This is a genomic window from Stenotrophomonas sp. 22DLJC03, from assembly GCF_056861405.1.
Map to the genome: position 1 here is coordinate 1 of NZ_JBSPUG010000009.1, position 21922 is coordinate 21922.

General features: G+C 67.7%; 18 protein-coding genes. 8 read left to right on the forward strand and 10 right to left on the reverse strand.

From position 1 onward, the window contains the following. The first annotated feature begins 514 nt into the window (after positions 1–514). Complete coding sequence (locus AC13GA_RS19775; protein ID WP_430766774.1) at positions 515–1702, forward strand: benzoate/H(+) symporter BenE family transporter; 1188 nt, start codon at positions 515–517, stop codon at positions 1700–1702. A gap of 6 nt (positions 1703–1708) precedes the next feature. Here the strand turns inward: AC13GA_RS19775 and AC13GA_RS19780 are convergent, their stop codons facing one another. From AC13GA_RS19780 to egtB, 5 genes are all read right to left on the reverse strand, one after another. After that, the gene (locus tag AC13GA_RS19780) at positions 1709–2482 is read right to left on the reverse strand and encodes a DUF2628 domain-containing protein (protein ID WP_482998803.1); all 774 of its coding nucleotides are present in this window, start codon (positions 2480–2482) and stop codon (positions 1709–1711) included. 50 nt (positions 2483–2532) lie between these two features. After that, complete coding sequence (locus AC13GA_RS19785) at positions 2533–3399, reverse strand: D-hexose-6-phosphate mutarotase (RefSeq protein WP_100435671.1); 867 nt, start codon at positions 3397–3399, stop codon at positions 2533–2535. 40 nt (positions 3400–3439) lie between these two features. Next, positions 3440–4708, reverse strand: coding sequence for a lytic murein transglycosylase (locus AC13GA_RS19790; protein WP_482998804.1), 1269 nt, complete (start codon positions 4706–4708; stop codon positions 3440–3442). Between the two features lie 84 nt (positions 4709–4792). Continuing rightward, a complete protein-coding gene (gene egtD, locus AC13GA_RS19795) occupies positions 4793–5767 on the reverse strand; it encodes an L-histidine N(alpha)-methyltransferase (RefSeq protein WP_428709506.1) in 975 nt (324 codons plus the stop codon). Further along, positions 5764–7035, reverse strand: a complete 1272-nt coding sequence (egtB, locus tag AC13GA_RS19800) for an ergothioneine biosynthesis protein EgtB (protein WP_482998819.1) — start codon at positions 7033–7035, stop codon at positions 5764–5766. The genes egtD and egtB overlap by 4 nt, the downstream gene beginning before the upstream one ends. A gap of 150 nt (positions 7036–7185) precedes the next feature. Between egtB and AC13GA_RS19805 the strand changes: the two genes are divergently transcribed. Beyond that, positions 7186–8466 (forward strand): GGDEF domain-containing protein, encoded by a 1281-nt coding sequence (locus tag AC13GA_RS19805; RefSeq protein WP_426354606.1) that lies wholly within the window; start codon positions 7186–7188, stop codon positions 8464–8466. 3 nt (positions 8467–8469) lie between these two features. Here the strand turns inward: AC13GA_RS19805 and AC13GA_RS19810 are convergent, their stop codons facing one another. Beyond that, positions 8470–8862 (reverse strand): YchJ family protein, encoded by a 393-nt coding sequence (locus AC13GA_RS19810; RefSeq protein ID WP_482998805.1) that lies wholly within the window; start codon positions 8860–8862, stop codon positions 8470–8472. 103 nt (positions 8863–8965) lie between these two features. Here AC13GA_RS19810 and AC13GA_RS19815 point away from each other — a divergent pair, with 103 nt between their 5' ends. Next, a complete protein-coding gene (locus tag AC13GA_RS19815) occupies positions 8966–9745 on the forward strand; it encodes a sulfite exporter TauE/SafE family protein (RefSeq protein WP_012512533.1) in 780 nt (259 codons plus the stop codon). A 95-nt stretch (positions 9746–9840) separates the two neighbouring features. Here AC13GA_RS19815 and AC13GA_RS19820 read toward each other — a convergent pair whose 3' ends face one another. The 4 genes from AC13GA_RS19820 to folE all read right to left on the reverse strand — a co-directional run bounded on the left by AC13GA_RS19820 (position 9841) and on the right by folE (position 16119). Then, the gene (locus tag AC13GA_RS19820) at positions 9841–13221 is read right to left on the reverse strand and encodes an ATP-binding protein (RefSeq protein WP_046985161.1); all 3381 of its coding nucleotides are present in this window, start codon (positions 13219–13221) and stop codon (positions 9841–9843) included. 16 nt (positions 13222–13237) lie between these two features. Next, positions 13238–13939 carry a DUF4194 domain-containing protein gene (locus AC13GA_RS19825; RefSeq protein WP_046985162.1) on the reverse strand — a complete coding sequence of 234 codons (702 nt, stop codon included), beginning with the start codon at positions 13937–13939 and terminating at the stop codon, positions 13238–13240. Continuing rightward, positions 13926–15395 carry a DUF3375 domain-containing protein gene (locus AC13GA_RS19830; RefSeq protein WP_046985163.1) on the reverse strand — a complete coding sequence of 490 codons (1470 nt, stop codon included), beginning with the start codon at positions 15393–15395 and terminating at the stop codon, positions 13926–13928. Before AC13GA_RS19830 ends, AC13GA_RS19825 begins: the two co-directional genes overlap by 14 nt. A 112-nt stretch (positions 15396–15507) precedes the next feature. Next, entirely contained in the window at positions 15508–16119 is a 612-nt protein-coding gene (gene folE / locus AC13GA_RS19835) for a GTP cyclohydrolase I FolE (RefSeq protein WP_004141296.1), read from the reverse strand. 613 nt (positions 16120–16732) lie between these two features. Here folE and AC13GA_RS19840 point away from each other — a divergent pair. From AC13GA_RS19840 to AC13GA_RS19860, 5 genes are all read left to right on the forward strand, one after another. Continuing rightward, a complete protein-coding gene (locus tag AC13GA_RS19840; RefSeq protein WP_012481667.1) occupies positions 16733–17188 on the forward strand; it encodes a MarR family winged helix-turn-helix transcriptional regulator in 456 nt (151 codons plus the stop codon). A 108-nt stretch (positions 17189–17296) separates the two neighbouring features. Beyond that, positions 17297–17506: a DUF1656 domain-containing protein gene (locus AC13GA_RS19845; protein ID WP_010487502.1), complete on the forward strand. Its 210-nt coding sequence runs from the start codon at positions 17297–17299 to the stop codon at positions 17504–17506. Beyond that, positions 17503–18420 (forward strand): efflux RND transporter periplasmic adaptor subunit, encoded by a 918-nt coding sequence (locus AC13GA_RS19850; protein WP_169050359.1) that lies wholly within the window; start codon positions 17503–17505, stop codon positions 18418–18420. Before AC13GA_RS19845 ends, AC13GA_RS19850 begins: the two co-directional genes overlap by 4 nt. Continuing rightward, on the forward strand, positions 18417–19877 hold the full coding sequence (locus tag AC13GA_RS19855; protein WP_482998806.1) for an efflux transporter outer membrane subunit: 1461 nt from the start codon (positions 18417–18419) through the stop codon (positions 19875–19877). Before AC13GA_RS19850 ends, AC13GA_RS19855 begins: the two co-directional genes overlap by 4 nt. 3 nt (positions 19878–19880) lie before the next feature. Beyond that, positions 19881–21920 (forward strand): FUSC family protein, encoded by a 2040-nt coding sequence (locus tag AC13GA_RS19860; protein WP_482998807.1) that lies wholly within the window; start codon positions 19881–19883, stop codon positions 21918–21920. The last annotated feature ends 2 nt before the right edge of the window (positions 21921–21922 follow it).

Here is a 21922-nt window from a genome sequence, read left to right on the forward strand (position 1 = left end):
GCAGGCGCCTTCACAAGATACCTGCGCATACTTTCAAAGATCTTGGGAAGTGGCCTCAGCGCCATTCCCGTGTGCTGCGAAGTTTCCTTCGTAGCGAGCCGCCCATTATAGCCGGCTTTTCCGCTTCGTCAACACCTTTTTTCAAGGCCGTCTCACCGGAGTGGACGTTGTTGCCGATGCCGCTTCGGCGTTGGACCCGAGGGTCTTTCGTCGTTGCGAGCCGCCTATTATGCCGGACTTTTCGAGTCCGTCAACACCTTCGTTCGATCAACTCGTTCGTCGGTGGTGGCGTCGCTGTTCGCGTGCCGTTTCCGAAGAAGCGGTGTGCTGCAGCAAGGGAGCGAATTCTAGAGATCCTGCAGATTTCGTCAAGCCTTTTTTTGCAGGGTGATGACAGAACCGCCATGACATCACGCATGACGTACGCTCGAAGATCGCTGCGGTGTTGACCGCGCGTTGCGCGGTCAACACCGCAGCGGCTATCAATGCACGGATGCACAGTAGAGGGACAGTAATGAACATGCAGGTGCGGCGGGTGTGGTGGCGCGATCTTTCGATGCCGGCGATCGTCGCTGGCTTCATTACTGTATTGGTCGGCTTCGCCAGTTCGGCCGTGATCGTGTTCCAGGCTGCACAGGCCGTCGGTGCCGACCAGGCGCAGATCGCCTCATGGATGTGGGCACTGGGGCTGGGCATGGGCGTGACCTGCATCGGCCTGTCGCTGCGCTACCGCGTGCCGGTGGTGACCGCATGGTCGACCCCGGGCGCGGCGATGCTGGTGGTCGGTGCCGGTGGCGCCTCACTGTCTGAAGCGACCGGCGCCTTCCTGCTTGCCGCGGTGCTGGGCATGCTGGCCGGCTTCTCCGGCATCTTCGCCCGCCTGATGCAACGGGTGCCGATGGCGCTGGCCGCCGGCATGCTGGCCGGCGTGCTGCTGCGCTTCGGCCTGGATGTGTTCGTGGCGATGAACACCCAACTGGTGCTGGCGCTGGCGATGTTCGCCACCTGGCTGGCCGGGCGCCGCCTGTTCCCACGCTATGCAGTGATCGCCACCCTGGCGGTAGGTATCGCGGTCGCGGCCAGCCGCGGCCTGCTGCACGCACAACAGGTACAACTGCAACTGGCAGTACCTCAGTGGGTCACGCCGTCACTATCGTGGACGGCGGTGGCAGGCATCGCCCTGCCCCTGTTCGTGGTCACCATGGCTTCGCAGAACATTCCCGGCGTCGCGGTGATGCGCGCATCCGGCTACGAAGCACCGGTGTCGCCACTGATCGGCTGGATCGGTGTGGTCAACACGCTGCTGGCCCCCTTCGGTGCCTATGCGCTCAACCTCGCTGCAATCACCGCCGCGATCTGCATGGGCCGCGATGCGCATGAAGATCCGGCGCGACGCTATACCGCGGCCATGGCAGCGGGCGCCTTCTACATCGTGATCGGACTGTTCGGTGCCACCGTGGCGGCACTGTTCGCCGCGTTCCCGAAGGAACTGGTGGCCTGCGTGGCCGGTATTGCGCTGTTCGGCACCATCGCCAACAGCCTGGCCAGTGCGCTGGCGATAGAGCGGGACCGCGAGGCGGCACTGGTCACCTTCCTGGTCACCGCCTCCGGGGTCAGCCTGGCCGGCATCGGCTCGGCGTTCTGGGGGCTGGTGGCCGGAGCCCTGTGCCTGCTGGTACTGCGGCCACGCCAAGCCGGCTGATCCGGCCTACCCCGCCAACGCAGCGCCGACCGTACTCAGCACCACCGCGATGACGATGGCGATCAGTGTGGCGACCACGCTGGTGCCGCCGCGTGCAGTCAGCTCGCTGCGCAGCCGTGCGTCATCGCCGCCGGCCACGGTACGGGCCTGGGCGATCAGGCGCTGGCAGTGCGCCAGGTACCAGCTGTTGCCAAAGATGCCGGTGGTGATGCTGAGCGCGAAGGTGATGACCAGCGACAGGCCATCAGGCACATCCAGCAAGGTCTCGACCACGCTGATCAGCAGCAGCAGGCCAGCCCACATCGCCGCCAGACGGTACATCCTGCGGTACATCATCCACACCAGGCCGAGCAGGAAGGCCGGCCAGTGCCAGGTGCCAGTGCCCGTGGCGATGCCTTGATCCAGCCGCCAGCGCTGGCGATAGATCGGGAAGTTGCCTCCCACCACACTGGCGTACAGCGCCAATTCGCCTTCCAGCCCAGCCGCCGCTGTCGTATCCGGTGCAGTGGCCGGCGCACGATACGGATCGGAGGGATCGCCGACGCTCGGCGCGATGCCCTCCACGACAGGGGCTGCGTCGATATCCGGGGCCGGAACCACTTCGATGGGCGTTGGAACCTGATCCAGCTCGGCCAATGGACGCCACGACGGCATCCCTTCGCACCACAGCAGCGTGCGTGCCGTTACCGTCCCGTCCTGCTGCAGCTTGCGAAGACCGGCCGGGTCGACCGGCCCACTGCTCTGCCTGCCATTGGCATACCACCACTGTGCTTCCTGCATGTTCTCCATCCTTCCTGCGTACATCATCAAACTGGAACTGCTGCCACCACCTATAGCGGGGCACTGGCCAGGGTCTGCGCCAACCGGTGGCGCTCCCCCGGTGCGAGGGTGATCTGCTCGGGGCCGGCATTGGCCACCTCCAGGCAGACATAATCGTGCCAGCCATCGCCGACGTCCGCCATCTTCGCCGCCGCGTCCGCACCCGGGTTCCATGCCACCAGCGTCTGGCTGCCTTCGCTGCGGATCTCGATCCGCCGCTGCAGTACGGGATCACGCAGCGCGTAATGGCCGCCAGCACCGGTATAGATGCGATCGCTGCGGCCGGGATCACGCGGATCGCGCAATGACCACGGTCCCTGCTGCAGGCGCGCCTGCGCGTAATCCTCGTACTTGTCGAGATACTGCAGTCCATCGAGGCCATCGACCTCGACGCGACCGGCATCGCCAACACGGAAATAGCTGTGCAGGGCCTGGGTGAAAGTGACCGGGGCGCTGCCGATGTTCTCACTGGTCAACTGCTGATGCAGCTGGTGGCCGATACGCAGCTGCATCTGCAGACGCAGGCCGAGGTCTGCAGGCAATGGCGGCGCCAGCTGCAGCTCCAGCTCTCCCGTGTCGTTCTGGCGCACCTGCTGCAGTTCCCAGCGCACGGTACGCACCAACCCGTGTGCGGGAACATCAGTGTCCTGGCCCTGGCGTCCGAACCACGGCCAGCACACCGGCACACCTCCGCGGATCGGCGTGGGCAGTTCGGCGCGCGTGGGCGACAGCCACAACAGGTCGTGCTGCCCTTCCGGAATGAACGACAGCAGCTGTCCACCGAACACGCTGATGACCGCCGTGGCATTGGCGGTTCGCACCTGCCAGGCCTCCAGCCCGTGATACAGGCCGCTGCTGATGTCCGGATTCGACTGCATGCGATGACGCTCCTTGAAGACCGCGGCGATGATGTCGCGGTCAGCGTGCCTGGGGCAAGGCCTTCTGCACGCCGGGCGCTGCCGCTGCGGCCTCTTCCTGCAGCGTGCGCAGGATGCGCTGCCCAGCACGCCCATCGGCATTGGTCCAGCCGAGGCGCTGCTGCTCGGACTGGATCGCGCGACGCGTGGCCGTACCGATCATGCCATCGGCGCTGCCGATATCGTGGCCGCGGGCCAGCAGCAGGGTCTGCAGTTGGCGGCGCTCATCGCGGCCCAGGCCCGGGTCGTCGGTCGGCCAGGCGGTGGCCAACCCGTTGCCGCCACGCAATTGGTCAGCCAGCGTCGCGATCGCCAGCGCATAGCTTTCGGCGGCGTTGTAGCTGTAGATCGCGTCGTAGTTGCGGAACACCAGCAATGCCGGGCCCTTGTTGCCGGCCGGCAGCAGCAGGGCGGCGCGCGCGTCGGCCGGGAGGTTGGCCGGTGCCAGCGCGCTGCCATCCAGCGCGGTCACGCCCTGCGCGCGCCAGTCGGCCAGCGCGCGGCGTTGGGTACGACCTGCCTGGCTGGCGTTGAAGCCGGCCGGGATACGGACCTCCATGCCCCATGGCTCGCCACTGCGCCAGCCGGCACGCTTGAGGTAGTTGGCGGTGGACGCCAGCGCGTCGGGAATGCTGCCGACCAGATCACGACGACCGTCGCCGTCACCGTCGACCGCGATGCGTGCATAGGTGCTGGGCATGAACTGGGTATGGCCGAACGCGCCGGCCCAGGAACCAGTCAGCCCCTGCGCCTGCAGGTCACCCCGGTCGATCAGCTTGAGCAGGGCCAGCAGTTCGCCACGGAAGAAGGCCTGGCGACGGCCGGCGCAGGACAGCGTGGCCAGGGACTGCAGCAGCGGGCGCTTGCCGAACACGCGGCCATAGTCGCTCTCCACGCCCCATACGGCGACGATGGTGGTCGGATCGACGCCGTACTGTGCGGACACACGATCGAGCAGGTCACGATGCTGCTGCAGCATCGCGCGCCCATCATCAACGCGCTGGCGATCGACCAGGGCTGCCAGGTAATCCCAGATCGGCGTGGTGAATTCCGGCTGCGCATCGAGCAGGCCGAGCACGCTGGGGTCCGGGGTGAGGCCGGCGGTGATTTCGTTGAAGCGGTCGGCACTGATGCCCTGGCTGGCGGCCGCGGCCTGCAGGCCCGCCAGGCAGCGGCTGAAGGCCGGATCGAGGCCGGGATCGGGTGCCGTCGGCTGCGCCGGCGTCGAGGCGAGGGCGGCGGCCAGGCCGAGCGTGATCAGAATGGGCATGGCGTCCTCCGTGTTGCCGGTGCAGGGCCATCTTAGGGCCAGCGGTGCAGCCGAACCTGAAGCGGCACCGGCGGGTGATCGGTCCTACAGAGCGCGCAGCAGGCGCAGGCCATAGGCCGGGGCGTCGGCATCCCAGCGCTGCACCACCTGCAGCCCGGCCTGCTGCAGCAGCTGTTCAAAGCTGTCGTCGGTGTACTTGTGGCTGTACTCCACGCGGATCGGTTCATCGGCGGCAAAGTGGAAAGTGCGGCCGTCCAGATGCACATCCTGCGCCCAGCGGCTGACCAGATCAGTCTCGATGCGCAGCCGCGCGGTGCTGTAGCAGGCGCGGTGGCGGAAGCCGTCGAGGTCGAAGTCGCTGCCGATCTCGCGGTTGAGCCGGGCCAGCAGGTTGAGAGTGAACGCGGCGGTGACACCCTGCGCATCGTTGTAGGCCGCTTCGATCAGCGCCGGGTCCTTGTGCAGGTCGATGCCGACCAGGGCCAGCCCGTCACGGCCCATGGTCTGGCGCATCGCGCGCAGCAGTGCGACCGCGTCTTCGCCTTCAAAGTTGCCCAGTGTGGAACCGGGGAAGAACAACAGGCGTCGCGCGGGTTCGCGCTCGGGCATGGGCACGGTCACAGGGCTGGTGAAGTCGGCACAGACCGGCAGCATCTCGACCTGGGGCAGCGCCGGGGCCAGATGGTCGATGCTGGACAGCAGTGCGGCGCGTGAGATTTCGATCGGTGTGTAGGCCACCGGGTCGTGCAGGGCGGCCAGCAGCAGCGCGGTCTTGCGGCCGCTGCCGCTGCCCAGTTCCACCACGTGCAGGCGCGCGCCGACGCTGCGGGCAATGTCCGGCAGCACGCGCTTCAGCAGGGCCAGCTCGGTGCGCGTGGGGTAGTACTCAGGGGTCTGGGTGATCTGCTCGAACAGGCGCGAGCCACGTGCGTCGTAGAAGTACTTGGACGGCAGTTGCCGCGGCGAACGTGAGAGCCCGGTCACCGCGTCGGCCAGGATCTGTTGGCGGCCGGGAGTGAGATCGGTCAGTGCCTGCAGCGCGTCATGCACGGTGCTCATGTAAGGTCCCTGGCCAGGCGCAGCCCAGAGAACTGCCAGCGCGCCGGTGGCATGAAGAAGTTGCGGTAGCTGGCGCGCACATGTCCGCGCGGCGTGGCGCAGCTCCCGCCGCGCAGCACCCACTGCCCGCACATGAACTTGCCGTTGTACTCACCCAGGTTTCCAGCAAATGGGCGGAAGCCGGGGTAGGCGCCATAGGCCGATTGGGTCCATTCCCATACATCGCCGAACAGCTGCCGCAGTCCACTGCCCTGCCCCGCCTGCGGGTGCAGGTGGTCATCCTCTGCGAAGTGGCCGCTGACCGGTTGCGACGTCGCAGCCGCTTCCCATTCGAACTCGCTGGGCAGGCGCGCGCCGGCCCAGCGGGCGCAGGCATCAGCCTCGTAGTAGCTGAGGTGGCAGACCGGCGCGTGCGGATCCAGCTCACGCCAACCGCCGAGGGTGTATTCGCGCTGCAGAGCGTCATCCCAGTACAGCGGGTGCTGCCAGCCCTCGGCTTCGCGCAGCGCCCAGCCTTCGCTGAGCCACCAGCGCGGCTCCCGGTAACCACCGGCCTCGACGAAGGCGAGGTATTCGGCATTGCTGAGCGGGCGCTCGGCCAGGGCGTGGGCGGGCAGCAGCACGCGGTGCGCTGGCGATTCGTTGTCGTACGCGAACGCGGCCTGCTGCGGCCAGGCTGCGGCGCCGACGGTGACGATGCGCTCGGGTGACTCGATCCAACCCTGAGCGCTGGCGCTGCTTGCGGTGGGTTGCAGGTCTTCGCGATACGGCGGCTGCAGCGGATTGCACCAGAACGCGTGCTTGATGTCGGTGAGCAGCAGCTCCTGATGCTGCTGCTCATGCTGCAGTCCCAGCTGCAGGTGCTGCAGCGCCTGCTCATCAAGGTCGCCTGCCATCAGGCGTGCCTGTACCTGCGCATCGACCTGCTGCCGGTAGTCGCGCACCTGCTGCAGCGAGGGTCGCGACAGCAGCCCACGCTGCGGCCGCGCATGCGCCGGGCCGATGCTCTTGTAGTAGCTGTTGAACAGATAGTCCCAGGCCGGGTCATGCGCCGGTGTGGTGGCGAGTCCCGCCAACACGAAGCGCTCGAAGAACCAGGTGGTATGGGCCAGATGCCACTTGCTCGGGCTGGCGTCGGCCATGCTCTGCAGCATGGCGTCCTCGGCACTGAGCGGTGCGGCCAGCTGCAGGCTGCGCGCCCGGATGCGGGCGAACTGGTGGGTGAGATCGTGCTGCGGGGCAGCGACGGCGGCGGGTACGCTGTCCATGCGGGCAGCATCGGCGCAGAACGGTGAGTGCGATGTCATGGTTCGGCGTCACTTTGTTCACATGGGTAAGCCACCCGCATTCAAGATGCAGGCACGAACGCCGCTAACGGCAATGCTGCGGCCGCGTCGTCACCGCGCTGGAATTCCTGCTTGCCCCTGCATCCGCTCCGCCAGCCTGCGCATTACCTGTTCGTGCTGCCCGCCATGCTGGTCGCCGTGGTGCTGTGCACCGCATTGGGTGCTGAAGACGTGGCCAGTCCCGCCCAGCGCATCCTGCCCTGGCTGCTGGCCTGCCTCGGCGCGGGGCTGGCCCTGCTCTACCATCAGATGCGCGCGCTGTGCCTGCTACTGCTGGTGGCGGTGGTATTTGCGCTACTGCACCACGATGTCGCTGGCTACCTGCGCAGTGGCCATGTCACCGCACTGACGCCGCTTCGCTTCCACGCCATCTCAACCTGGTTGCCGCTGTTGTTCGCCGGACTGGCGTTGTGGCCGGAGCGCGGGCGCCGACGCCACGACCTGTTGCTGCGTGGTATTGCCAGTGGCACCGCGCTTCTGATCTTCCTCCTGCTGGCGGCACAACAACCGCGTGGCATGCACGACCTGCTGTCGAACCGCCATTGGAGCTGGATTCCGGCCGACTGGAACGCGCTGGCACAACTGCCGGCGCTGCTGTTCCTGCTGGCCACCGCTGCGCTGGGCTGGCAGGCCTGGCGGCACCCGCGCCCGCTGCATACGTCGATGCTGCTTGCGATGCTGTGCCTGTGGTGGATGCTGCCGCGGGTGTTCCTGCAGCCGGTGCTGCTGCCGGCGCTGAGCTGCGCCGCCCTGCTGCTGGTGCTGGGTGCGATGCTGCAGGAATCCTTCCACATGGCGTTCCGCGACGAACTGACCGGCCTGCCGGGGCGCCGCGCGTTCAACGAGACCCTGCAACGGGCACGCGGCACCTACAGCATCGCGATGGTGGACGTAGACCACTTCAAAACGTTCAACGATACCCATGGCCACGACACCGGCGACGACGTGCTGCGCCTGGTAGCCTCGCGGCTGGCGCGGGTGGGTGACGGCGGCCGCGCGTTCCGCTATGGCGGCGAGGAGTTCGCGGTGGTGTTCCTGGACCGCCCTGCGGCGGCCTGCATGGATGCCGTGGAGGCGCTGCGGCAGAGCATCGAGGACACCCGCATGCAGCTGCGCGACCGCAGCACCCGCAGCCGCGATGACGAAGCCGGCCGCCAGCAGCGCGGACGCGGTGGCAGCGGCCAGGTCGTGCAGGTGACGGTGAGCATCGGCCTGGCCGACAGTCGTGTGGACCGGCGACCGATGGCGGTGGTCAAGGCCGCCGACCAGGCGCTGTACGCGGCCAAGGACGGGGGCCGCAACCAGGTGCACGCGCAGGCCGGCCAGCGCGTGCTGGCCATGCGTGGCGGCTGAGGCTCAGACCGCGTCGAGGTAGTACCAGCGGCCGTCGATGCGCAGGAAGCGGCTGTGTTCGGTCATCTTCACCGCGCTGCCGCCGCCGATGCGGTAGCGCGCGGTGAAGCGGACGTCGGCGCTGTCGGCACCGGTAACGGTGTGCTCGTGCACGGTCAGGCCCAGCCAATGCGTGCGCTGGCCCGGCGCATCGTCCAGCGTCAGCTCGGCCGGACGCGTGTCCGGGTGCCAGGTCTGGCGCAGGTAGTCGGCCAGACCCCGCGCGTAGGCGCTGTAACGCGAACGCATCAGGCGCTCGGCATCGGGCGCGGCCTCGCCGGCGTGAAGACGGCCGCAGCAGGCGGTGTAGTCGGCGGCCAGGCCGCAGGGACAGGGATCGGCGGGTTTTCGGCTCATGCCGGCATTGTCGCCGGGTTGCATGGATTGATCCACGCGCGGCACGGGTCAGCTGATGCAGGACAGGCGTATGCTGTCGCGCCCCCCACCTTGATTGATCGCCGTGCTGGAACTGGTTCCCCCTGAGTTGTGGTGGCTGGTGGTGATCGCCTTCATCGCCGGCCTTGTGGATGCCGCCGTCGGTGGCGGTGGCCTGGTGCAGCTGCCCGGCCTGTTCACGGTGCTGCCGCAGCAGACGCCGGCGATGCTGTTCGGTACCAACAAGTTCAGCTCGATGTTCGGCACGGGTGCAGCGGCCTGGCGCTATGCACGCAATGTGCGCTTCCCGTGGAAGCCGGTGCTGTTCGCGGCTGGCACGGCCTTCATCTTCTCCTTCGCCGGGGCCACCGCGGTTAGCCTGCTGCCCAAGGATGCGGTGCGCCCGCTGGTACTGGTGCTGCTGATCGCGATGCTGGCTTACACGCTTTGGAAGAAGGATTTCGGTGCACTGCACCGGCCGCAGGAGATCGGCCGCCGCGAGCTGGCCATCGCACTGGCCATTGGTGCGGCGATCGGCTTCTACGATGGCTTTTTCGGGCCGGGTACGGGCAGCTTCCTGATCTTCCTGTTCGTGCGCTTCTTCGGCCTGGATTTCCTGCGCGCATCGGCCGCGTCGAAGGTGGTGAACCTGGCGACCAATGTGGCGGCGATCTCGTTCTTCGTGCCGACCGGCAACATCCTGTGGCTGTTCGCGCTGCCGATGGCGGCGGCCAACATCATTGGATCGGTGGTGGGCACGCGGTTGGCGCTGAAGGGTGGTACGCCGTTCATCCGCAAGCTGTTCGTGGGGCTGGTGGTGGTGCTGATCGCGCGGATGGCGTGGGATACGTTGCGCGGAGCGTGAATGCGGTTGCCGGCCAGCGGCCGGCACTACCGGGCCATGAACCCCGCCATGGGTAGTGCCGGCCGCTGGCCGGCATTCCCATTCAATCGGCCAGGTCAGGCCTCCGCTTCTTCCGGTTCGTTGGCCTGCTGGCGGCTGCGCTCGGGCAGCTTCAGGCGCTTGCCCTCTTCGTCGTACTCGATCAGCAGCACGCCGGAATCGTGGCGGCCGCTGATTTCGACGAAGCAGGCGCCACCGATGAACGGTTCCAGCGTCATCACCGACTTCAACGGGGTGGCCACCACCATCTGGAAGCCGAAGTTGTCGAAGATGTTCATCGCCAGTGCGGTGAACTCGTTGTCGGCCTTGTCGAAGGCTTCGTCGAGCACGACCGCGGCATAGCTGGGCAGCTGGCTGTCGGCGCCGCCGAGCTGGTAGCGCAGGGCAGCCGCCAGGCAGGTGGTGGCCAGCTTCTGGCGCTGGCCACCGGACTTGCCGGCACCGCTGCGGTAGATCTCGACCTGCTGGCGCGTCTCCGCATCCAGCTCGACGCCGATGAACTCCACGTGCATGCGCACGTCCAGCACCAGCTCGCGCCAGCGCTTGTCTTCGCCTTCCTGTGAACCCAGGCGGTTGACCAGCTGGCGCAGCACGGTGAACTGCGATTCGGCCAGCTCGCGCTGCTCGGTCTGCTGCTGCGACAACACTTCGCGCAGCTGCAGATGGAACTCGCCGACTTCCGGCAGGCGGCGGTCGCTCAGTTCGATGGTCAGCAGCGTGCCGCGGTTGAACGGCACCTGTTCCAGGCTGGCATTCACTTCGTCCAGGCGCTGGCCGATCGACTTGCGGGCCTCGGCGCTGTGGCGCTGCAGGGCCAGCAGGTTGTTCTTGCTCTGGTTCTGCAGCAGGTCGAAGAAACGCTCTTCGTGCTGCGGCAGGCCATCGCGCTCCAGGCGTTCGAGGCGTGCAAGGAAGTCCTCGGCCGAGGCCACCGACACGGTGAAGTCGCCCGATTCCTCCGGCCACTGCTGGATGAAGCGGCGGAAGCAACCGATCAGCTGGTTCTCGATGCGGTTGAGGTCCTGCTGCGAGGACGACAGCTGCTCGTTCAGCGCGTTGCTGACCTGGCGCATGTGCGCTTCCAGCGTTTCCAGGCTGAGCGGGCCCTGCTCCTGCAGGCGCTCGGCAAGTCCAGCCTCGTGCTCCTGGGCCAGGCTCGGCAGCACCAGTGCACGGCTCTGCTGGCGTGCACGGTCCAGGCGATCACGTTCCTTGACCAGCTGCCCACGTTCGACGCGGACGTCTTCATAGGTACGGCGCGCCTGCTCGATGTCGGCACGCACCGCGTCGATCTGCTTGGCCAGCTTGGCGAGATCGGCGTTGCCTTCGCGCAGATCGCGCAGGGTGGCCTCGATATCGCTCAGACGCTGCTGTGGGGCGGCGATATCGATCTCGTTCCAGCTGATGCTGACCAGCTCGTGGCAGGCCAGGCGACGTTCATTGTCGCGGTCACGCTGGCCGCGCAGGCGCGCGATGTCGGTCTCGCAGCTGGCGATGCGCTTGGCCAGTTCCTGTGCTTCGCGCTCGAAGGCGCCCACCTTGTCGTGGTTGTTGAAGCCGAGGATCCAGCGACGGCGGTCGCCCACGGCACTGCGGTCGTCCTTCTCGAAGCGGTCGCCCGGATGCTTGACCTGGCCTTCGCGGGTGATGCCGCGGTCGACATTGCGCAGCTGCTTGGCATCAACGCATTCGTAGTCGAAGCGCTTGCCGAGCTCGCGGCGCAGCCAGCTTTCGAACACGTGCTCGCGCAGTTCCAGCTTGTGCAGCAGCGACTTCGCCGACGGCTCACGCGCGAACGCATCGTCATTGCGGCGCACACGGTAATAGGTGAAACGCATGCCCAGGTGGGTACGGTTTACCCACTCGGCGACGTCGTTGTAATGCTTGTCATCGACCAGCAGTGACAGCGCGAAACCGCCCAGCACGCGCTCGATGGCGCCCTGCCAGCCCTGCTCTTCCGAGCGGACCTGGATCAGCTCGCCGACGAACGGCAGCGCCGCTTCAGCGATGCCGGTTTCCTCGGCCAGGCGCGCGCGCAGCTTCTGCATCGGCGCCGGGATGTTGGAGGGCGTGCGCTGCATCGCTTCGAGTTCGCTGCGCACTTCACCGAAGCGGCGCTCGTCATCGCGCTTGCCGCCGAGGCGATCGCTGATCGCATCGTCCAGTGCTGCCGAGGCACGCTGGCGGTCCTGCAGTTCATTCTGCGCACGCTCGACCAGCTCGGCGAAGCCATGGGCATCGTCGGGCAGTTCGGCCTGCAGCTGCTGTGCGGCTTCCTGGGCCTGGTCACGCTTGGCCTTGCGGCGGTCGCGCTCGGCTTCGGCGCGGCCCTGTTCGCGTTCCAGTTCCTCGATGCGCTCACCGCCCTGCTGGCGGCGCTGCAGTTCCAGTTCGGCCAGACGCTCGGTGTGGTTGTCCAGCGCGGCACGGCGCTGGGCTTCTTCGCCGAGCAGGCCACGGTCACGCACATCCATCTCGCGCAGGCGCGCTTCGATCAGCGCCTGGCGGCGGCTTTCGCGGAAGCTGTCGACGCCGAGCTTCAGTGCTTCGTCGTCGCCGCGCTGGCGGTGCATTTCCTTCAGGTCGTTGTAGTAGGCGCGTGCCGGCAGCAGGGTTTCCACCTGGCGACGGGCGGTGACCACGGCCTGATGTGCGCCATCGAGTTCGGCGAAGTCGCTGACCAGGCGCTCGGCGGCGTCGAAGGTCTTCGGCGTGTCGAGCATGAAGTCGCGCAGGAAGACGTTGAGGTCGCCCAGGTTCTTCGCCGACTGCGTCTTGTGCAGCAGGCGCAGCGCCATCTCGTTGTCGATGCCGAGCAGGTCGCGGAAGCGTTCGGCGTAGCCGGAGAAGGTGTCGAAGTGATGCAGGTCGGACAGCTTCTGCTTGAGCTTGCGCAGGTCCAGGTCGAAGCCGCCGAGATCCTTGGCGATGTCGAACGGTCGCTCGGCGATCATGTAGTGCTTGCGCACGTCACCGGCCGAGGTGCCGTTGCCGGAGATCCACAGCAGGCGCACCAGGCTGACCACGCGGCCGTCGCCGGCGCGGTATTCCAGCACCAGTGCGGTCCAGGTCGCGCCCTTGCGCAGGTACTGGGTGGCGATTTCACCGGTGCCGCTGTCCTGCTGGTCGGCCCAGGCGCCACGCACATAGGACACCAGGTTGCGGTCGCGGCCACTGCGCTCGGCTTCACGCGCGGCGGCGTTGAAGTCGACGATGGCCGGCGGCGTCAGCAGCGCGGACATGGCATCGAGCAGGGTCGACTTGCCCGAGCCGGAACGGCCGACGAACAGGAAGCCGCGCTCGGCGATCGGCACTTCGGTCAGGCCATTGAAGGTGCCCCAGTTGTGCACCTGCAGGCGGCGCATGCGGAACTGCTGCAGGCGCGGGTCCGGCAGGCCTTCGTTGAACAGGGCGGGAGTGTGCTTGGAGATAGCCATGCGATGGTCGGGTCTCTCAGGCCTCGGCGGCCGGGGTTTCGCGCAGCTGGCGGTATACCGCCGAAAGCTGGGACACGTCTTCGGCGGAGAACAACAGCTTCAGCGCCGGCGAGACTTCGTGGCGGTCTTCCTGGCCGCTGAGGCGGGTCAGGATGTGGTTGTCCTTCATTTTCTGCACCGCCGAGGCGACACGGCGGTTGAAGCCGGCGCGGTCGGTGGACAGGTTTTTCTCGTAGATGGCCAGTGCTTCGGCCATCTCGGCGTCTGCAACCACCGCGCGATTGCCGCGCGCATCGGCCTCGGCCAGCTGCTGGCGCAGGTACAGCAGCAGCACCGAATCGATGAAGGTCAGCGGCGAGGTGCGCAGCAGCACCGGCGCATCAACGTCTTCGGTATCGGCCTGGCGGGTGAAGGCCACACCGCTGTCACGGTCGAGCACCAGTTCCAGGAACAGGTCGGCCAGCGACGAGCGGATGGCGGCTTCGCTGCGGATCAGCGCCGGCCACAGTTTGGCGTGACGCAGCTGGTCGATGCTGGGGCCGATCAGCAGCTGGCACAGCGCGCGGCGCGCATCCAGCGGCAGGCGCCCGGTATCGCCGAGGTAGTACACGTCGTTGCCACGGCGGGGCTGCGCCACGGTCGCCACCGGTTCGGCTTCGTAGGCGTCTTCCGCCACGTCGGCCTGCGCTGCGTCGATGGGATCTTCATGCCAGCTCATGGCGTCTCTCCTGGGTGAACCAAACCAGCGGGATGCGGGCGCGACGGATCTGGCCGTCGCCACCACGCCATTCGGCAAGCTCCTGCTCGCCGGCGATCACGTTGCCGAAGCGCGTGCCCAGCGACAGGTAGCCGATGACGCTGCCCAGGCCCTGCGGCGCTTCACGCTGCGACAGCGCCTGGGCAATGCTGAGCCGCGGCTGTGCATCGAGCAGGTCGTGCAGGTCGCGGCGCAGGGTGCGGAAGTCGATTTCGGACGAGGCGACCAGGTCGCCGACGCTTTCCAGGCTGATCGCGGCCGCGTCGTTGTATTCGACGTTGCCATCGACCTGGGCACTGCGCGGATCATGCAGCTTCCACTGCGACCACGAACGCAGGCGGCTGGTGGTCAGCTGCAGGTCGCGGCCGATGCCACGCTGTGCGGGGAACTCGTCGCGCAGCGCCAGCGCTTCAGACTGCGCCTGTTTCAGCAACTGGTTGAGACGGCGTTGTTCCAGGTAGCCACGGCTCTGCACGAAGCCGCGCAGGCTGCGCGCGAAGTTCTGCAGCACGTCGTGCACCTGGCCACCGCGTTCAAGCATGGTGCTGGTGAAGCCACGCAGGAAGTTGCGTTCGTTGCGGTCCAGGCGACGGGCAAAGCCACGCGCCAGCACCGCTTCCAGCGCTGCATCGAGCTGAGCGCTCTGTTCGGCGTCGTTGAGCAAGCGCCAGAAAGCCTGGAAGCTGCGTCCTGCATCGCTTTCGCCGATCACATCCACGCCTTCGAACAGCTGCGACAGCACATCGCCGCGCTCGCCCTCATCGTCAATGATGCGTTCGCGGAAATCGCGGTTGAGCTGCTCGAAGTCGTCGCGTACGCGGCGGAAGTCCTCGGTCAGTTCGTCGGCAAGGCCGATGATCTGGCGCGCACGTTCCAGCGCGCGCTTGCCGTCCAGCGCGATCACACGACCGGCACCGACACGGGCGATCTCGGCGTCGATGCGGTCACGCTCGTCGCGCAGCGCCGACAGGCGCGCGTCCGGATCGGACTCGGTCTGTGCGGCCAGCTGCGAGAGCTGTTCGATGACCAGCGCCAGGCGGCTTTCGGTGGCGGCCACGCGGGCCTGCTCGAGGCCGTCGGCGAAGCGGATGGCCTGCAGCGCCGCGGTCGACAGTTCGTACTGCTCCTGGTCGGCGCCCTCGGGCAGGCGGCGTTCCAGCCAACCCTGGGCCAGCCAGTGCGCGATGTAGGCCTGCGCGGTGCGCGGCAGGTCGCGCGACAGTTCGTCGCCGTTGAGCTGGTCCAGCGCACGTTGCAGGCGCTCGTTGAGTACCGACGACGACAGCGTGCGCTCGCCGTCCATCAGCAGCCCTTGCAGCAGGCCGATGATTTCCGGAGCGTGGTCGGCGGCGAGCAGCTTCCACTGGGGCTGTTCGCGCAGATGGCGGTAACGGGAGATGCGTTCGCGGTGCTTCATGCAGCGAAAGGAGTCATGAGGGCTGGCGGGGACGAGCAGCCACGCACGGCTGCCGTGCAGGCAGCCGTGGGCATGCCGGCCACGCGGGGCCAGCGGGGTGCGGGCAAGCGGCTCAGCGCTTGCCGCCCACTTCGATGAAACGCAGGAACTCGGCGCGGGTACGCGCGTCGTCGCGGAAGCTGCCCAGCATCTTCGAGGTGACCATGCTGACGCCGCGCTTGTGGATGCCGCGGGTGGTCATACATTCGTGGGCGCCTTCGACGACCACGCCGACACCGATCGGCTGCAGCACATCCTGGATGCACTGGGCGATCTGCGCGGTCATCTTCTCCTGCACCTGGAAACGGCGGGCGTAGGCTTCGACGACGCGGGCCAGCTTGCTGATGCCCACCACCTTGCCGGCCGGCAGGTAGCCGACGTGCACGCGGCCGATGATCGGCGCCATGTGGTGCTCGCAGTGGCTTTCGTACTCGATGTCGCGCAGGACGATCAGTTCGTCATAGCCGGCCACTTCCTCGAAGGTCCGCTCCATGTAGGCGCGCGGGTCGTCGCGGTAACCGCTGAACCAGTCGCCATAGGCTTCGGCAACACGGCGGGGGGTATCCAGCAGGCCTTCACGGGACGGGTCCTCACCGGCCCAGCGCAGCAGGGTGCGCACGGCATCCTCGGCCTGGTCCTGGGTCACGTCGCCCTGCGGGGCGGCCTTTTCGTTGTTCTTGCTCATTGCGTACAGCGTCCCGATCGGGGGGCGAGCATCGTACCCGACCGGGGGGTGGGTCGTCCTGTTGGGACGGTTCATCGGGGGGTACTTCCGGCGCGTGCTTGCTATCGGTCTGGAGTGGGAGAGGGGGCTGCGCAGGACACGCCGTAAACCCGTCCATGGGGGCTCGTTGGCGCCATCCATGGCGCCAACGGTCCTGCGCAGCCCCCCCTCCCCCTCCTTGACGGTTTCCTGCGGGCGCGGCCGGACCGCCCGAAAGCGGGGTCAAAAGCTGGGGTTCATGGCTTCGGAAGCACCGCGCGCGACTGCGCGACTGCTGTGGTGGGTGCGGACCGTTGGTCCGCACAGCTTTGGCTTCTGCTCCTGCCTTTAAAGAGCCAACCCACCGCGCTCGCGGGGTGATGGGCGGGCAGCGGGGGGCAGGCGGTGCAGGACCGTCCGCGGCATGGATGCCGCGGCCGAGCCCCCAAGGATGGGTTCACGGCGTGTCCTGCACCGCCTGCCCCCCGCTGCCCCATCCCACACCAGGTAAGCGCAACGCTTTCCTCACTGCACCCCGCCCATTCAGAAAAACCCATTGATAGGAATGAAATTAGTAGTATCCTATCTATCTCTTATGGACCGCCCCCTCGACGAGCGCACCGTGCTGCAGATGCAGCTCAGCTCCGGCCTGCTGTACGCAGGGCGGCAGTGGCAGCGCCTGGCCGACAGCCGGCTCGGCAGCTATGGCATCTCCACCGCCTGCACCATGCCGCTGCTGATGATCGGCCGCTCGGGGGGTGGCATCCGCCAAGTGGCACTGGCCCAGCAGCTGGGCATGGAGGGGCCTTCCCTGGTCCGCCTGCTGGACAAGCTGTGCGCCAGCGACCTGGTCCGCCGCGAGAGCGACGCCAGCGACCGCCGCGCCAACCTGTTGTGGCTGACCGACGCCGGCCACGCGCTGGTCAGCGAGCTGGAAGACCAGTTGATCGGCCTGCGCCAGGACGTGTTCGGCGAGCTTTCCATGGATGAACTGCACGCCGTGCTGAAGGCATGGCGCCTGCTGGCCGAGGCCGCCGACCGCATCACGTAAGACCGCTGCTCCCGAGCACCGCCGCTGCCGTTCACACGTCAGCGGCTTTTACCCGTTGCCGTTGTTTCGTTGTTCCTCCCCTCCCCCACCTCGCCCCCGCCCCTACCGATGCCCGGTGAATTCAGTCTCCACGGAGTGTTCGTCCCGACCCTGCTCGGGTTGATGTTGTTGGCCTATCTGGTCAACAGCGGCCTGCACGCGCTGCTGCAGCGTGCCGGCGCCTATCGCCATGTATGGCACCCGGCGCTGTTCAACCTGGCCCTGTACGGGATCGTGCTTGGCCTGCTGTTCCACCTTCTGCGTTGGATGCAATCGTGAACAAGATCGTGAAGAAGACCCTGCCGGTGCTGCTCACCAGCGCAGCCGTGATCGTCGCCCTGCTGGTGCTGCGCCAGCTGTGGGTCTACTACATGGATGAGCCATGGACCCGCGACGCCCATGTCGGCGCCGACGTGGTGCAGGTCGCACCGGATGTGTCCGGCTTGGTGGAAACAGTGCAGGTGGCCGACAACCAGGCGGTGAAGAAGGGCGATCTGCTGTTCGTGATTGATCGGGCGCGCTACCGCATCGCGCTGGAACAGAGCCGCGCCAGCCTGGCCGAACGCCAGGCATCGGTAACGCAGCTGCGCCGCGAGATCGGGCGTGATCGCAGCCTGCAGGACCTGGTCGCCGCCGAGGATGCCGAAGTACGCCGCGCCAAGCTGCAGGCCGCCCAGGCCGCGCTGGCCACCGCGCAGGCGGCGGTCGACCTGGCCGAACTCAACCTGGCCCGTACGGAAGTGCGTGCGCCGGCCAATGGCCGCGTCAACGACCGCACCATGCGCGTGGGCGACTACGTGGTGGCCGGCAAGCCGGTGCTGGCGCTGCTGGATACCGGCTCGTTCCGCATTGACGGCTACTTCGAGGAAACCCGCCTGCGTGGCGTGGCCCCGGGACAAGCCGTGGACATCCGCCTGATGGGCGAATCGACCCCGCTGCGTGGCCATGTCGAAAGCATCGCCGCCGGCATCGAGGACCGTTATCGCAGCAATGGCAGCACCCTGCTGCCGAACGTGACCCCGGCCTTCGACTGGGTGCGGCTGGCGCAGCGCATTCCGGTGCGCATCGCCATTGATGAAGTACCCAAGGGCGTGGAACTGATCGCCGGCCGCACCGCCACCGTAACCGTGGACACCGGCCGCCACCCGCACAACGACAAGGCCGGCACCGCGCCGACACAGGCGGGCCTGTGAACGCCGCCCTGCCCCGTCTCGGCCTGATCGTCGCGCTGGCCAGCCTGGCCGCGTGCAGGACCGTCGGTCCCGACTACGCATTGCCGGAAGGTTCGGCGTTCAAGCGTCCGCAGGCCAATGCCGCCTTCATCGACACGCAGAACCCGCAGATTGCCGCCAACCAGGCGCTGCCCGACCGCTGGTGGTCGCTGTACAACGACCCGGTACTGGAAGGCCTGATCACCCAGGCGCTGCGAGACAACGTTGAACTGAAGGCCGCCAATGCGCATCTGCGTCGCGCTGCGGCGGTGTACGAGCAGGCGCTGGACGCTGGCGGCTTCGAGTACGAGGCCGAGGCCGGGGTCAGCCGCGCACAGCTGTCGGCCGAATCGTTCCTGCAGGAGCACGAGCTGCCGGTGATCAACCTGGCCGATGGCAAGTTCGCGGTCAGCTACCAGTTCGACCTGTTCGGCAAGCTCAAGCGCGGCGCCGAAGCGGCGCGTGCCGACGAGCAGTCGGTCGCCGCAGCACGCGATCTGGCCCAGGTCAGCGTGGTCGCGCAGGTGGCGGACAGCTATCTGGAAATCTGCCACGCCAACCACGAGCTGCACGTGGCCGAGCATTCCCTGCAATTGCAGCAGCGCAGCCGTACGGTCACCGAGCGCCTGATCGCGGCTGGTCGCGGCACACCGCCGGAACTGGCCCGCGCCAATGCGCAGGTGGCGCTGCTGGAAGCCGCACTGCCACCGCTGCATGCGCAGCGCTCGGCCGCCGCCTATTCGCTGGCCGCCCTGCTCGGGCAGACCCCGGGTCAGCTGCCGGCCGGCGTGATCGACTGTGCACATGCCCCCAGCCTGGCGCAGCCGCTGCCGGTCGGTGATGGCCGTGCGCTGCTGCAGCGTCGCCCGGACGTGCGCCAGGCCGAGCGCAAGCTGGCCTCGGCCACGGCGCGGATTGGTGTCGCCACTGCCGAACTGTACCCGGACATCCGCCTGGGTGCCTCGCTCGGTGCCGCCGGCCTGCTGGAAGACTTCGGCACGCCGATGACCCAGCAGTGGTCGATCGGCCCGTTGATCTCGTGGACGCTGCCGTCCTCGGGCACGCATGCGCGCATCCACGCCGCCGAGGCGGGTGCCGATGCAGCCCTGGCCGAGTTCGACCACACCGTGCTGCAGGCGCTGCGCGAGACCCAGACCGCGCTGGATCGCTATGCGCAGGACCTGCGCCGGTTGCAGTCGCTGCGCATCGCGCAGGAGCAGGCCGCGCTGGCCGCCGAGCAGAACCGCCGGCTGTACCGGGGCGGCCGCACGCCGTACCTGTCCAGTCTGGATGCCGACCGCAGCCTGGCCACCAGCGACGCCACCCTGGCCGCCGCCGAAGCGCAGGTCTCGCGCGACCAGATACACCTGTTCCTGGTGCTGGGTGGTGGCTGGCAGGCCAGCGCCGCCGCGCCCAACGCCCCGACCGCAGCGAAGTAAGCCATGAACGCGCTGACCGACCGCCAGGCCTGGCTGTTCTCGATCAAGACCTACCTGGCCGCGGTAGCCGCGCTGTACATCGCCATGGCCGGCAACCTGTCGCGCCCGTACTGGGCGATGGGCACGGTGTACATCGTCAGCCAACCGCTGCTCGGCCCCACCCGGGCCAAGGGCGTGTACCGCATCGTCGGCACGCTGGTAGCGGGCCTGGCCACCCTGCTGGTGCTGCCGGCGCTGGTGGAAACGCCGCTGGTGCTGAGCGCGGCGATGTCGATCTGGCTGGCCGGCTGCCTGTTCATGGCCCTGCTCAACCGTGGCCCGCGCGGTTACGCATTCCTGCTGGCCGGCTACACCACCGCCTTCATCGGCTTCCCGGCAGTGACCTCGCCGGAAACCATCTTCGACACGGTGGTGGCACGCAGCGAGGAGATCATCCTCGGCACGGTGGTGGCAGTGCTGTTTGCTTCGCTGCTGTTCCCGGCCTCGGTACGCCCGATGCTGCGCGCGCGCATCGGCAACTGGATGGAGGACGCCGCGCAGTGGTGCCGGCAGATCCTTGAACGTGGCCGCGCGCATGCGCCACGCAACCGGCTGGCCGCCGACCTGGTGCAGTTCGAGGCGCTGATCGAATTCCTGCGCCGTGATGATCCGCGCCATGCCGGTTCGGCGGTGTCAATGGAGCGCCTGCGCGAGCGCATGCTGCTGCTGTTGCCGGTGCTGTCCTCGATTGCCGACCGCCTGAGCGCGCTGCGCAGCGATGGCCACGCCCTGCCCGAAGGCCTGCCGGCGCTGGTCGATGACATCCACGACTGGCTGGACGGGCCGACCAACGCCAGCGAGTACGCCCGCCTGCGCGCGCGCATCAGCGCACTGAAGCCGCAGGTGGACCGCGACCTGCAGCATCTGCAGCTGGCCAGCCTGCTGCTGCGCCTGGAGGAGCTGGTGGACCTGTGGCAGGACTGCCGTACCCTGCAGCATGCGATCGACCACGGCACTGCGCCGCTGGACCGCGCGCACTACCGCATCCGCACCGAACGCGTGCCCGCCGACAAGCACGTCGACTACGGCATGGCGCTGTTTTCCGCGCTCAGTGCGGGCGTGGCGCTGATGAGCTACTGCGTGCTGTGGATCGCACTGGGTTGGGAAGGCGGTGGCAACGGCGCAATGATGGCCGCGGTGACTGCCGCATTCTTCGCCGCACAGGACGACCCGGCACCGAGCATGGTGTCGTTCCTGGTGTGGGCGATGGTCGCCTCCGTGGTGGCCGGTGTGTACCTGTTCGGCGTGTTCCCGGCGGTGCACGACTTCGGCCTGCTAGCGCTGGTGCTGGCGGTTGCGTTCCTGCCGCTGGGGCTGATGCTGCACCATCCGAAGAGCGCGCTGTTCGCACTGCCGCTGACGGTGAACCTGGCCGCGCTGCTGAGCCTGCAGAACACCTACAGCGCCAACATCCAGACCTTCCTCAACTCGTCGATCGCGATGTTCATCGGCATTGGTTTTGCGGTGGTGATGACCCGCCTGTTCCGTTCGGTGGGTGCCGAGTGGACCGCACGCCGACTGGTGCGGCAGGGCTGGACCACGCTGGCCGAAGCCGCCGAGGGGCGGGGCCAGCAGGATCGGCAGCGCTTCGCCGCACGCATGCTCGACCTGCTGGGCCTGCTCGCCCCACGACTGGCGGCGACGCCGGAGGGCAGCGACATCGCCTCGGTTGATATGCTCAACGAAGCGCGCATCGGCCTGAACATCCTGCAGCTGCGCCGCGCGCGACTGGAACTGCCCGAGCGCAGCCGCGAAGCGGTCGAGCACATCCTGGAAGAAGTGGCCGTGCACTACCGGCGACAGATTGCCGCGCGCAAGCCGATTGTGGCGGCCGAAGCGCTGCGCGAGCGGCTGGATACCTCGCTGGGCCGGGTCGGCAGCGTGGCTGCCTGCAAGGCCCGCGATGAAGCCCTGATGGGCCTGATCGGCCTGCGCTTCGCGCTGTTCCCGGAGGCCAAGGCATTGGCGCCGGGGCTGGCGATGAGTGCGGACGCACAGCCGTAGCG